Genomic DNA, 13,113 nt, shown 5'->3' with positions numbered 1-13,113 from the left:
GCCTCAACTTACCAGCGATTTGAAGATACCGTTATCGGCGCTCAGAGTCTCGCTTGTTCCGTCACCGGCAAGCTGGCTCCCGTCGAACACCAGCACGCGATCGAAATATTTCGCCATGGAGGGCGCGCCGACGACCCAGAGGACAGCCGGATTGCGCCCGCCGCGCCGCACTTCTTCCAGTACATTCTGCAATATTTGTTCCTGCGTCCGGCTGTCCAGAGCAAGGAGCGGCCTGTTGACGATCAGGAAATCGGCGCGCTTCAATACCGCGCGTGCAAGATCGAGCTTCTGACGTTGCGCACCGGAGAGCCTGCGTCCGCCCACGCCGACATTATAGCCCAGCCCGATGTCCAGCACCTCGTCATAGACATCGTATTCGTCGAGTATTTCACAGACCATCGTGCGTATCTTCTCGGCCCCATCAGCCTGATTGTGGCTGATACGACCGAAAAGTATATTGTCCATGACACTCGCGGCCGCCGTGTAGCGGGCCGGATCATAGCGCTCTATCGCGCCTTTCAGACTGACGGGAAGATTGCGGTAGAAGGTCTCCCGTACCTCCACGATCTTCTGCATGAGTTCATCGGTGAGAAGGCCGAAACGGTGGCGCGGCTCGATATAGGCAAAGCTGAGGGAGATGATCGCCGCGCGGTCTTCGGCGCTGACCGACGCAATTTTCTTGCCCTTCACTTTCTGCAGCAGCGCCTGAAAAGCAGGGATTTCTTCCGGCGTCATGAAGGTCAGTTGCTGGAAGAAGGGATGGTCGGGCGGCAGATCGGCAAACAGTTCGATCGCCTGCTCGGCGATGTCGATTCCCATCTCATAGAGCCGTTCGCCCAGGCCCGATTCCTTAAGCACGGAAACGAAGTACGGATTGTCCGCAAGTTCCTTGCCCCGCAGCCCAGGCCCGGTCGCTGCGCCGAACAACAGGTTTTCGCCAATGGTTGCTTCACGGTTGTAGGTGCCGGGCTCGAACGGAACGACCATGTCGCTCATGCCGGACCGATCGAGCTGCGACCGCAACGCGCCGCGCAGTTCGCCTATTCGCTCAACGAGCTTTGCATGATGCCCGGGGTCGGCAGGCGCGCGCAAGCCGAGATCGAGAACGTCGCGGGAAAGAAGCACCGTCTCAAGCACCGGCCTGATTGCCTGGTAAAGCTCCTCCGGACCGCCAACGCCGGCAGCCTCGTAGTCAATCCAGTCGCTCAGGATGTCATAATCGGGATTGCCCGCGCTGCGTGCTTCGGCAATCTCCCATTTTCTGTGCGCGGCGGCGTGTTCGTCATAAGTCTTGGGTCGCAATGGCGCGTGCTTCAGACCATAGAGAAGGTTATCGCGAAGCGTGCCCTGAAACATCGACACGTCGGAGGATGCATAGGCCATGCGTCGCCCGGTGACGGCCTCTGAAACGTCGAGCAGGTCGGCTTCGCCGGACGTTATGCGGCCCGAGGCCGGCTGGGTCAGGCGCGCAAAGGCTTCGGCGAGCGAGTCCACTCCGCCCGCAACCGTACCCACGAGCGCGACACGCTCTCCCGGATGCATCTCGAAGGACACGTGTTCCATCAGCGGTGCGCCGCTGTCGTCGTGAATGGTCAGGTTGACGGCTGCAAGCGCGCCGTTCATCGGCGCGATGGCGTCGAGCGTCACCTTCTGATGTTCGGCGTCCAGCACACGGTCAACCGTGAATTGCTCGACCACCTGCGCATATTTGACCTGCACATCCTGCCGCATCTGGTCCCAGTCGATCAGGTCCTTCATCGGCCCGGGAAGGTCCTTGTAGGCTGCTATGACGGCGACGAGCTGGCCGACATCGAGCCGCCCCTCCAGTGCCAGATAGCCGCCGATCATGTAGAAGAGGAACGGTGTGACCTGCGCCAGGAAGTTGTTGATGAACTTCACCATGAACTTCCACTGGTAGAGGTCGTAGCGGATCTTGAAGATGCGCCCGAGCCGCGCCGCGATATCCGCGCGCTCAAAGTTGGACGTGTCGTTGATGTGGATCGCACCTATCCCGTCCACGATCTCGCCGACGCGGCCCGAAAGCTCGCGGGCCGTCAGTTGGCGTTCGCGGCCAAGCACCAGCAGTCGGCGGCGCATCTTGGGAATGAGCACGATCTGCACCATCACAATGGCAAGCGCGATGAGCCCAAGCCAGAAACTCTGAACCATGATGAAGACGAGCGCCGTCAGCGCCTGTCCCCCCAGGAACACCGGCTGCACGAATGCGTCGCCGATGAAGCCGCCCATCGGTTCAACTTCGTCCTTGATCATGGTGGCGACTTCGGCGGATTTCACGCGTTTGAAGTGACTCGTCGGAAACCGCAGCACGAGGTCTACGAGCTGGTAGCGCACCCGGCGCAGCATGCGCTCGCCGAGCCTGCCCTTGTAGGTGTTGATGTAGAGCTTGAAGAGACCGTTGATGACCACGAGCAGGAGGAAGATCATGCTGAGCCCAAACAGCATCTCTTCCCGGTTGAGCTGGAACCCTGCGAACAATTCGACATGACCGACGAAGGGCAGGTCGTAGGCCAGATTCATGAATGGCTGGGTGGCGTCCGGCTCGCTGAAGCCATCACCCTGAATCGGGCCGTTGACGATCAGTTTCGGCAGGTCGAACGACATGTAGTAGGGGATCATCGACAGTACGACGATCGCCACTATCCACAATTGCTGGCGCCAGGTGTGCGTCCAGATATAGCGGAGTAACGACGGCTCCATTCTGCCTCAGCCGGCCGGATGCAGCACGTAGAACATGCGCCGTGTGTAAGGCGAACCCTCGATCGCATCGTCATGGAGATCGAGCGCGAACCGGCAAAACTGGGCGAGCGTGGGACGGGCGACAATCTCCGGGACCTGGGAGGTGGCGCGTTCCAGTTCCGGCGGATATTCTATGACGACGACTTTCGCATTGTCGATCAGAGAGAAAAGCAGCTCTCCCAGCGGCTCACGCTTGCCGAACGGCTTCAGAGAGTAGCCCAACAGGACCAGACCATAAGTATGAGGTGAATAATTATACTCAACCTCCTGGAATTTCTTGGAAATGTGCCGCACATGGCACGGCCTCCCGTTGAGTTCCGTAGCCTCATAGTCGGGCGTTTTGGGATCGACCGAGAGCACAGACCGGGGCGAATGGGTCAGATAGCCGGTTACTGGTCGTATATGACCGCCTATCTCGACAATATGTTCGCAATCGCGAACGAAATGTGCAGCGAGCACCTGACGTATTTCTGCGGCAGGGCCGGCCAGATGCGGCAGGCTGTCGAATGTGTCGGCGGGCAGGTAGTCGGCATGGAGCATGGATGTGCCAATTGATAGCCAGTTTAAGGGAATGCGTTGTATCGGTGCGTGACACACCATAGAACACCGGCATGGAACAGAACAACCGGCCAGATGCAATTCCCGATTGGCGGGAAAACGCCTTCGATCTGACGCGTGGGATCGCCGCCTATGCGAAGTCGGATCTTGTCGGGAGGCTTGCCCGGGTGATCGCGAAGCATCCCGAAGCCGATATCGCCAATGCGTTCAATCACAAGCAGGTGGCCTGCAAGATGTGGGCGCGCGACGAGCTGTACAAGTCCTTCGGAGGCAATTTTCGCCGCATCTGGGTTCTGGGCGGGTGGTATGGGGTGCTTGCGGCAATGCTGCTCGAGGACCGGCGGTTCGACATCGGGCTTGTCGAATCGATCGACATAGACCCGCATGTCGCGACGGTCGCGACGACACTGAATGGCGACACCTCGCATTTCCGCGCGCTGACGGCAGACATGTATGCGCTTGACTATGCTGGCGACGGTCCCGACCTGGTCGTGAATACAAGCTGCGAACACATTTCCGACATTCGCGGTTGGCTCAACCTTCTTCCAAAGGGCACAAAGGTCCTGCTGCAATCCAATGACTATTTCGCCGAGCCGACGCACATCAATTGTGTCGAGTCGCAGCAGGCCTTTGAGAAGCTGGCAGCACTTGCCCATGTTCGTTTTTCAGGCACACTGCCCCAGAAAAAATACAACCGCTTCATGCTGATCGGAACGGTCTAGCAACTTGATTGGATACATAAGATAATATTCATAAGGCATTGAATCCGAACGAATCAATGCTGCCTTTCACGTGAAAGTCCGAGACGTCCAAGCAGTATATCGGCCGTGTTGCGCGCTCCGTCCAGATCGAGCACATGCGCTGGCGGCAGCGGACGCGCCAACACCCGCTGCATGGATGCCATAAGCGTATCCGCATCAAGGCGGTCCTCCGGCACAACGGAGGCCAATCCCAATGCCTCAAGCTTCAGCGCACGCGTCGTCTGCTCCGTCTCGCCGCCTGCCGCGAAAGGCACCAGAAGCGCGCGGCAGCCGGCATGCAGCAGGTCGCAGACGGTGTTGTAACCCGCCTGCGAGATCGAGAGTTCGGCCCCGGTAAGCAGGCTCGGGAAGTCCTGTCGGAAGCGGATGATGGAAAGATGCGGAGGAGCGCTCCGTCGAGCAGCCTGAAAATCGTCTTCGGGCAAGTTCGGCCCCGTCAGCAGCGCCCACTTGCGTCCCATATCCGCTTTGCGGGAAGCAGCGACGGTCGCCTCGACCAGCGCCCTCCCGGCCGCACCTCCGCCTGCGGAAACCAGTATGTCGAACCGCTCGGCGGGAGGCGCCGGCTTGGGCGCTGCGACCAGACCAGTATAGACGATGCGATCGGCAATGGCGGACGCCAGTGGAAAGCTGTCGTCCAGCCGCGCGAAACGCTCGTCGCCATGTACCAGCACGAGATCGAAATGGTTTTTCACCAGACTGACCGTCTCTTCGTTTCGGCCCGGCTTGACGCGCTCCTGCACGATATCTCGAATGGAAGTTGCGAGCAGCGGTCGGTCGGCCCGTGCGGCTATGGCATCGAGCAGAGGCAGGAGTTCGAAACGCATTTGCCGCCTGCCGAAAGGGAACGCTTCGGTGATGACGATGTCTGGATGCAAATTCTCGAAAATGCCGAGTAACTGGCTGCGGCGTTGTACGAGGTAGGTCTCGTCGACCGGAAGTCCGTTCGGTAGCGCAAGGCCGGAGAACCCTTCAGCGGCGATGACCGGGGGCAGGGCGATGTGGCAAATGTCCGGCGCGGGGAAACCTGCAACGGTGGTTCCTCCCGTCACCAGCGTCAGGTCGAAGCCTGCGTCCCGCATGGCGGACGCAATCCGGCTCGCACGGGCAAGGTGGCCAATGCCGAGCAGATGCTGCACATAGAACAGGACGCGGGACCCGCTCACGGCTTTGCCCATTCCTGCTCGAACAGTTCCTTCAACTGGCCGATGCTCGAATGGTAGTCGAAATGCGCACGCACCCTTTGTTCGGCGGCTTTTCCAAACCGGGCGCGCAGCTTTGGATCGCCAGCAAGCCTTGCAAGGGCTGAGGCGAGCGCTTCGGGGTCGTCCGGGGGCACGACGAAGCCGTTTTCGCCGTCCTGCAGCAATTCGGGAACGCCCGAGACATTGGTTGACACACAAGCAAGGCCCTGGCTCGCGGCCTCGACCAGCACGTTGGGCAGACCGTCGCGGTCCCCGTCGGCGGCGATCCGGCAGGCCAGCGCGAAAATGTCGGACGAGCGATATCGCGCCAGCACATCCTCCTGCGCCAGCGCTCCCATCCAGTCGATTTTCTCCGAGATGCCAAGTCGTTCCGCCTGCTGCTTGAGCGCGGGAAGCTTTTCGCCCGCACCGATATGCGTCAGCCGCCAATGCAGTGTGTCCGGCAGAAGCGCCAGCGCGTCCAGCAGCGTGTCGAACCCTTTTTTCTCCACCGCCCTGCCGATGCTCACGATTCGCACGGCCTTTGAAGGACTGCTGCCGTCACGCCCCTGTTTTCGACCGGCCGAATGAGCGAAGCGGTCAAGGTCGAGGCCGTGATAGCTGAGATGCACAGAGGAGCGGCCTCCCACGAGATCGCGAAGATGCTCAAAGCCGGTCTTGGTACAGGTCACGGTCCAGCGCGCATCGGACAATTTCTCCGAAAGCTCCCAATCCGGCGAAGTCCAGATGTCTTTCGCGTGGGCGGAGCAGGTCCATGGCAGCCCGCGCATCAGCGCTGCGTAGCGCGCAACCGAGGCGGGGGTATGCGCGAAATGAGCGTGAATCCAGAAGCCGCCTTCGGGCCATTCATGTGCCAGAACCAGCGCCTGCCCAAATCGCCGAACGCGATTGCGCGAGATGTCGCGTGGCAAGTCCCGCGCAAAAACCCCGAGCGCGCGCCAGAATCCTCGTGTGGGCACCATGGCAATCAGGGCACGCATGACGCGCGCCGGTTCCTCATGCAGGTATTCCGGCAGATAGCGAACCTCGGCGCGGATTTCATCATGCACAGGATGGCGCTTCTTGTCCGTTGGCCGTCGTAGCGCAACGATGACAAGTTCGAACCCGGCCTGTTCAAGGCCCCGCAATTCCTGTGCGATGAAGGTTTCCGACAGGCGTGGATAGCCTTTCAGCACGATCACGAGTTTTCCGCCGGTCATGCGTGAGGCCGTCTGGGTTCAGTTCGTGCCGTCGATGACGGCGAACTGCGGCCGTTCGCCCTTTGCCAGCCAGTCGCCCACAAGGTCCGAAATCCGCGACAGGCCCTCAAGGCCAAGGTTTGGCGCGCTTTGCGAGGGGCGAGGGCGATGTGGCAGTTCCCGCAGTTTCGCGGCCAGCAGAGCAGGGTCTTCGGCCTGTTCCGGCAGCAGCATGTCCAGCAGCCCCAACTCGGATGCGCGCGTGGCGCGGATCAACTGCTCCTGACGCGGTGCGACACGCGGCACGATCAATGCGGGTTTGTCGAAGGACAGGATCTCGCAATAGGTGTTGTAGCCTCCCATGGCGACCACGGCGCTTGCGCCGGCAATAAGGTCTTCCATGCGGTTGTCGAACTCGATCATCTTGATCTGGCCGATCGACTCGCTCTTGCGCATCAGCTTGCGGCGCTTTCTTGCCGGCATGTAGGGGCCGAGCACAATGAGCGCGCGATGCGTCAGGCCCGGATCGCTCTGATAGGCATGGATGACGTCGTGGATGAGATCGGCGCCGTCGCCGCCGCCGCCGGTGGTGACGAGCAGGTACTCACCTTCCGGCCGGTGGTTGGCCGCTTGAGGTTCCGGCACCTTGCGCTGAAGGAAACCCACAAAATCCATCTTCGACCGGACGGCAGGCGTGACCTCGAGGCCGGTGAGCGGGTCATAGAAGTCAGGTGGCCCGTACACCCAGATGGAATCGTAGAACATGCCGATCTTGCGCATGACGTCCTTCTGCTTCCACTCCGCTTCGAGCAGATGTGGCGCGTCCATCACCTCGCGCAGCCCCAGGATCAGGGTCGTACCGCGTGTCTTGAGATAGGACAGCGTGTCCTCGACCTCGCCGCGCAGTCCAAGCGGCTCCTTGTCGACGATAAAAATGTCGGGGCGAAAGGTCTCGGCGGTGCTGCGGATGATCGACTGGCGCATCGTCATCGTGTCCTGAAGGTCGATGTGCTTTTCCAGCGAGGTGTATTCACCGTTCCGCAGCTTGATGACGCTCGGGATCTTCACGAAATCCACGCGTGCCCTGTATTCGAAGGCACCTGCAATGGGGGAGCCGGAAATGATGAGGACATTCAGTCCACGATAGTCCTCGACCAGTGCATGCGCGATGGTTCGGCAACGGCGCAGATGGCCGAGCCCGAACGTGTCATGACTGTACATGAGAATGCGCGCTTCATCGAACCGCCGCTTCATGACCTCAAATACCTTTCGTTCGGCCTGATCGGCGGTTCGAACGCTCCCTCTTTCAAATACACCACTGGGGAGCCGATTTTGCAACTGATGGAACCAATATTCGGCTTTTGCGGCGAAGGAAATTCGACTAGGTGCGAACGCCGACAGCACGACTCTTTCGCCGGCACAGTGTTCGTGACAAGGTGTCGTTGCGACTGGAACAGGGCAGGAGGACAAAGACTGAATGATCGCAGAGGCAGAGCCAACGCAAAGCGGAAGCGAAGTGCGGAGGCGTTGGGCTATTGGCAAGTTTCTTCCGGCAGTCCTTGCCCTGTTGATTCTGGCCGCGATGTTGCCTGTTGTCCTTGTCGGCGCAATCGCAGCGCGCGAGGTCACGGGCTGGCTTCTGCGCGATCGGGGCGACCTCCTGGTCGAATCCGTTGTTTCGCCCATCGAGCACTTGACGATCCCGGTTGCACAGCAGATTGACGCCGCAGCCACGACAATCGCCATGGGCACGATTTCACCGGATGAACCCGGTGAGTTCGGCGCTTTCGTCCGGGGCCTGCTCGCTTCGTCGCCGGGTATAAGCGGGATTGCGCTGATCGGCGTGGACGGCTCGATCAGGCGATGGAATCGCGGCGGCGAGGAGGCCGTGGCCGAAACAACGGGCACCGAATACCGGCAGAAGATCCTGCAGAAAATGCAGGACGGCGGAAAGGGAAGATGGCAGCCGCCCGTATTCTCCCACGCGACCGGTGAAATCATCTTCAACTACGCCGCGCCGATCCGGCGCAACGACGAACTGGTCGGCGTGTTGAGCGCCCTCATGCTCGCGCGCGCAATTTCGCAGGAATTGAGCGAGATCGGAAAGCAGTTTGATGTGACCCCGTTCGTCATAGCCGACCGGGACTATGTCGTCGCCCATCCGGCGATGGTCTCTACGGAACTGATGAAGAAGGCCGTCGCGGATGAACAGCTTCCGACCATTGCGACGATCGGCGATCCGGTTCTCGCCGGAATGTGGGGCGAAACCGGGCCTTTGGACAATATAGCGCCATTGCGGGAAGCAACCGGCCACTGGGCGTATGTCGACGGGACCTATTACACCTTCATCTATCGCAAGCTCATGTTGCCGGGACAGGCGGACATGATCGCCGGATTCTACCTTCCATCGTCCAAGACCCAGCAGGATCGATGGCTGAGCGCTGCGGTCATGGGCGTCGGCCTTTGCCTGATGCTGCTTGCCATACTTGCCGCCACGCGCCTCGCGCGCGGTCTCGCCCGCCCGATCACCGACTTTGGCGCGGCGTCTAGGGCCATTGGCGAGTTCGATTTCCGGGAGCGCGGCCTTCAGGAATGGGAACGCAGCCGCGTCGAGGAAGTGGCTCAAACCGCCGCCGCGATGCGACGCACGACCAAGGCCCTCACAGCCTTCGAGCGATATGTGCCGAAATCGCTGGTTCGTCAGCTCATGTCGCTCGGCAGTGACAGCAGCCGCCCGGTTCGTCGCGACATGAGCGTCATGTTTCTCGACCTGCAGGGCTACACGCGATATGCCCGCAACCGTCCCGCCGACGAGGTTGCGAACTATCTGGACACGATTTTCAGCAGGATCGGTCCGATCATCGAGCAGAATTCCGGTACGATCGACAAATATACCGGCGACGGACTGATGGCGTTCTGGGGCGCGCCTGCGCCGGATGAGGAACACGCGAAACACGCTGTTGCGGCCGCCCTCGAAATTTCAAGGGCGTTGACCCCCTATATCGAGGAACAGCGCGCGACCGGTACGGAAAATTGCCGAATCCGGATCGGAATTCACTCCGGCGACGCTGTTGTCGGGGATCTGGGATATGGTGACCGGATCAACTACACCGTTGTCGGCGACACCGTGAACATGGCCAAGCGCACGGAAGGCGCAGGGCGGGTCGTTCCTTTGGAAGTTGCGGTCGTCGTGGTCGTTACGCCTGCGGTGCTAACGAGAACCAGCGTGGACGATGTCCCGCGCGCACCTCTCGACGGGGGCGAGCCGCTCGGGCAGCTCTGGTTGCTGGGCAATGCGGCGCGGGCGATGCAATCACCGCCCGCTTCGCCTATTGCGGCAAAACCCATCAGGCAGGGTTGAGGGTCATTGACGTCCCGGTCGCCGCAAGGTTCAGCCCGGTCTGTCCGGTAAGGCTGAGAAGCTGAAGATGAACCGAGCCGGTTGTTCCGCCGACAAGCACATTCGCGCCCGCGCCAAGCCCAATCGTCGCTTCTGCCGTTGCGCCGCGATAGCGTCCGGCCAATGAACCATGATGGTAGCCTGCGGTCGGCGCAAACACCGCCCAGACCAGCCGGCCATGCGTGGTGAAGCCGAGGTCGACGCCCAGCTTGCGGACAACGCCCGAATAGCTGTCGGTGCCGCCATGAACCGACTGGAATGTGCAGTTGATCTGCTTGGCCGACCCGAACACATAGCCAACGCCGCCACTGATTTCGCAGCGGAGCGTGCCGATCTTGACGCCGCCGAAATCGTCAGCCGCCGGCGCCATGTCGCCCGCGCTGGCGTCAGCCGCCGAAGCGGTGGTGAAGGGCAGGGCTACGGCACTTGCTGCAAGGGCCAGCGCAGCGGTGAGTGCGGTTACGTTCTTCAACATGTCTGAATTCTCTCCGGTAGATGCCTGAGCCGCCTGTGGCGACAACCGCTACGTGCTGCGCTGCAAAAAAGGCGGAACCATGATGGATCAGCGCGCGGCTTTAACCGAGCCAGCCATGCCAGACGGAATACTGGCGCGGCAAACAATAATTTTGCTCAGGCGCAGCTTCATCGGAACAAGGTGCACACTCCGGCGTTGAATAAACTACTGATAAATGTCTACCTCGAGAAACAACCTCAAATGCATTGAGTGCTCGACAAGGTTTCATCAAATGAGCCATCCAGCAATGCAGTGGCCTGAATGACCAACCCCCGCAAGCCTAGTGAGTACGATCGTGAGCATGGGCGCCAGATTGCGCGCAGGCGCAAGGAACTGCGCCTGTCGCAAGCTGAGGTTGCAGCCGCGTTGGGCGTGTCCACCCAGCAATATGGAAAATATGAGCGCGGTGAGAACCGGCTGTCTGCGGGCCGTGACGAAATGCTGGAACGTTTCTTCTCGGGCAAGGCCGCCGGATTGTCTGAGGCACCGCAGGCCCGCTACCAGGCTCCGATCACCAAGTCGGCGCTCCAGAAAAGCCTCGACCAGATACGCGCGTCAGTGGAATTGCTGCAGCGTCATCTGGATCGCCTTTGATCCACGCCATTTCTTGAAGGTTGAGATACTCTCTTTTGGAGAGTAGGCTTCCTTTGTGATCCTGTGAGCCGTGGAGAGAGCAATGGAAAATCGCGCTGGAGACGCATTCACATCGGCAGAGATTGCACGTGCAGACACCTACAAGGCGCGTGACTATCCGGACAATGTCGATCCGGCGGTCGAAGAGCTGGTCAGGCAGATGATCTCGGGCTTCGCAGACAAGTGGACGGTGGTGATTCTGGACACTTTATGGGACGAGGGCACATTGCGGTTTTCCGAGATCGCGAAGCAGGTGAGTGGCATCAGTCAGAAGATGCTGACGCAGACGCTTAGGCGCATGGAGCGCGATGGTTTGCTTGTTCGACGCATCTACGCGACGGTGCCGCCAAAGGTTGAGTACAGCCTTTCGCCGCTGGGCCTGAGCCTTGGCGCTGCCTTCTGCAATGTCTGGATATGGGCTGTTGAAAATCACGACGCCGTGCAATCCGCGCGCGCCGCTTTTGACAGGGCAAAATAGGGCGCAAAACTCTTACGGAAAGGTGCATTAGTTACTTTTAAGTGCCTACTTCCTAAAAGAGAGTAATGGACATATCTACCCATCGACTGTTTCTCGAAGAAGGAAAAGATCGATGGATTTCTCAACAGCCACAATTCTCATCACCGGCGGAAATTCGGGCATAGGCCGAGGTTTTGCGGAGGCGCTTTCCGCGCGCGGCGCGAAGGTAATCGTCACTGGCCGCAACAGTACTTCGCTGAAGGCTACCTTGGACGCAAATCCCGGAATTGTCGGCTATGAGCTGGACGTTACGGATCCCGAAGCCGTTTTGAGCTTTGCGAATGCGGTGACCGACGCACATTCCGACCTCAATGCCGTGATTCACAATGCGGGGATCATGCTGGCGGAAGATGTTGCCCATGGAGGATTGGACCTCGGCATCGTGGAGCGCACCATTGCCACCAATCTGCTGGGTCCGATACGGCTGACCTCAGCGTTGCTCCCCCATCTCCGCTCAAAGCCGAAGGCGGCGATTGTAACCGTCTCTTCCGGGTTGGCATTCGTGCCGCTCGCACTGACACCGACCTACAGCGCAACCAAGGCGGCGATCCATTCCTGGAGCCAATCCATGCGCTATCAACTGCGTAGCACCAACATTGAAGTGGTGGAAATCGCGCCTCCGATGGTGGCAACGGAATTGATGGCCGGCCAATCCGCCAATCCTCGATCCATGCCGCTCGATGACTATATCAACGAAGCGACCGACCTGCTGTGCCAGCCCGACACGCCGGACGAGGTTCTTGTCGAGCGCGTCATGGTATTGCGCGGCGCCGAAAGGACCGGCAACTTCGACACCGTGTTCAGCCACCTCAACCCTGCGTGATCGAAGGGGGGAATTGCGCATGATATCGGATATGATACAATGCTATCATTGATAGCAGAAAATGAGATAGATATCATGCCTGCCGTGACAATTCGCAATCTCTCCGCAGAGGCGCACCGCGCTTTGAAAATCCGTGCTGCGCATCACGGACGCAGCACTGAGGCTGAAATTCGTGAGATTCTGGAATCGGCGGTGCGCCCGGTGGGTCGCGTCCGGCTTGGCAGCGCGTTGTCGCAATTGAGCAAAGACCTCGGGTTGAAAAATGCTGATTTCGAGGCGCTGGAAGAAGTGCGCGACACGAAGCCTGCCGAGCCGATGCGCTTCGAATGATCGTCCTGGATACGAACGTCATCTCCGAAGCGATGAAGCCGGAACCGGACCCTGCTGTGCGGAACTGGCTGGACGAGCAGGCAGTGGAAACGCTCTATCTTTCCAGCGTGACCATCGCCGAATTACTTTTTGGCATCGGCGTGCTGCCGGACGGCAGGCGCAAGGAAAAGCTGGTCGCGGCGTTCGAGGGCGTGCTGGCTTTGTTTGAAGGCAGAGTTCTTTCCTTCGACAGCAACGCCGCGCATCGCTACGCCGCTCTCGCGCTCAAGGCCCGAAAGGCCGGCAAAGGCTTTCCGACGCCGGACGGCTACATTGCAGCGATCGCCGTCTCGCACGAGTTTGCGGTGGCAACACGCGATGCCAGCGCCTTTGCGGCAGCGGGCGTGAATGTCATCGATCCTTGGGTTAATCTCTTGTGAGAGATACTGGCCGCGACG

The 13,113-nt window shown here is 60.0% G+C and carries 13 protein-coding genes; 7 read left to right on the top strand and 6 right to left on the bottom strand.

Translation table 11 applies throughout. From position 1 onward, the window contains the following. Window positions 1-3 precede the first annotated feature (3 nt). Window positions 4-2,718: an ABC transporter ATP-binding protein/permease gene (locus M9924_00395; protein ID MCO5062852.1), complete on the bottom strand. Its 2,715-nt coding sequence runs from the start codon at window positions 2,716-2,718 to the stop codon at window positions 4-6. Window positions 2,719-2,724: 6 nt separating this feature from the next. Then, on the bottom strand, window positions 2,725-3,297 hold the full coding sequence (locus tag M9924_00390) for a hypothetical protein (protein ID MCO5062851.1): 573 nt from the start codon (window positions 3,295-3,297) through the stop codon (window positions 2,725-2,727). Window positions 3,298-3,368: 71 nt separating this feature from the next. Between M9924_00390 and M9924_00385 the strand changes: the two genes are divergently transcribed. Beyond that, on the top strand, window positions 3,369-4,037 hold the full coding sequence (locus M9924_00385; protein MCO5062850.1) for a class I SAM-dependent methyltransferase: 669 nt from the start codon (window positions 3,369-3,371) through the stop codon (window positions 4,035-4,037). A 53-nt stretch (window positions 4,038-4,090) separates the two neighbouring features. Here M9924_00385 and M9924_00380 read toward each other — a convergent pair whose 3' ends face one another. The 3 genes from M9924_00380 to M9924_00370 are packed head-to-tail and all read right to left on the bottom strand — an operon-like array spanning window position 4,091 to window position 7,713. Then, window positions 4,091-5,254 (bottom strand): glycosyl transferase, encoded by a 1,164-nt coding sequence (locus M9924_00380; GenBank protein MCO5062849.1) that lies wholly within the window; start codon window positions 5,252-5,254, stop codon window positions 4,091-4,093. Next, window positions 5,239-6,480, bottom strand: coding sequence for a glycosyltransferase family 4 protein (locus M9924_00375; GenBank protein MCO5062848.1), 1,242 nt, complete (start codon window positions 6,478-6,480; stop codon window positions 5,239-5,241). Before M9924_00375 ends, M9924_00380 begins: the two co-directional genes overlap by 16 nt. Window positions 6,481-6,498: 18 nt before the next feature. Then, on the bottom strand, window positions 6,499-7,713 hold the full coding sequence (locus M9924_00370) for a glycosyltransferase family protein (protein ID MCO5062847.1): 1,215 nt from the start codon (window positions 7,711-7,713) through the stop codon (window positions 6,499-6,501). Between the two features lie 328 nt (window positions 7,714-8,041). Here M9924_00370 and M9924_00365 point away from each other — a divergent pair, with 328 nt between their 5' ends. Next, entirely contained in the window at window positions 8,042-9,820 is a 1,779-nt protein-coding gene (locus M9924_00365) for a hypothetical protein (protein ID MCO5062846.1), read from the top strand. Here M9924_00365 and M9924_00360 read toward each other — a convergent pair. Then, a complete protein-coding gene (locus M9924_00360) occupies window positions 9,807-10,334 on the bottom strand; it encodes a DUF992 domain-containing protein (GenBank protein MCO5062845.1) in 528 nt (175 codons plus the stop codon). The genes M9924_00365 and M9924_00360 overlap by 14 nt on opposite strands. A gap of 300 nt (window positions 10,335-10,634) precedes the next feature. On the opposite strand from M9924_00360, the gene M9924_00355 reads away from it, so the two are divergent. The 5 genes from M9924_00355 to M9924_00335 all read left to right on the top strand — a co-directional run bounded on the left by M9924_00355 (window position 10,635) and on the right by M9924_00335 (window position 13,095). Beyond that, window positions 10,635-10,967: a helix-turn-helix domain-containing protein gene (locus tag M9924_00355; GenBank protein ID MCO5062844.1), complete on the top strand. Its 333-nt coding sequence runs from the start codon at window positions 10,635-10,637 to the stop codon at window positions 10,965-10,967. An 82-nt stretch (window positions 10,968-11,049) separates the two neighbouring features. Then, complete coding sequence (locus M9924_00350) at window positions 11,050-11,484, top strand: helix-turn-helix transcriptional regulator (protein MCO5062843.1); 435 nt, start codon at window positions 11,050-11,052, stop codon at window positions 11,482-11,484. A 112-nt stretch (window positions 11,485-11,596) separates the two neighbouring features. After that, window positions 11,597-12,346: an SDR family NAD(P)-dependent oxidoreductase gene (locus M9924_00345; GenBank protein MCO5062842.1), complete on the top strand. Its 750-nt coding sequence runs from the start codon at window positions 11,597-11,599 to the stop codon at window positions 12,344-12,346. A gap of 75 nt (window positions 12,347-12,421) precedes the next feature. Then, window positions 12,422-12,676, top strand: a complete 255-nt coding sequence (locus M9924_00340) for a plasmid stabilization protein (GenBank protein MCO5062841.1) — start codon at window positions 12,422-12,424, stop codon at window positions 12,674-12,676. Then, window positions 12,673-13,095 carry a type II toxin-antitoxin system VapC family toxin gene (locus M9924_00335; protein ID MCO5062840.1) on the top strand — a complete coding sequence of 141 codons (423 nt, stop codon included), beginning with the start codon at window positions 12,673-12,675 and terminating at the stop codon, window positions 13,093-13,095. The genes M9924_00340 and M9924_00335 overlap by 4 nt, the downstream gene beginning before the upstream one ends. Window positions 13,096-13,113 lie beyond the last annotated feature (18 nt).

Source organism: Rhizobiaceae bacterium (assembly GCA_023953835.1).
Taxonomy (GTDB): Bacteria; Pseudomonadota; Alphaproteobacteria; order Rhizobiales; family Rhizobiaceae; genus Mesorhizobium_G.
The sequence above is the reverse complement of the archived record's forward strand: the minus strand, read 5'-3'. Positions and strand labels throughout refer to the sequence as shown.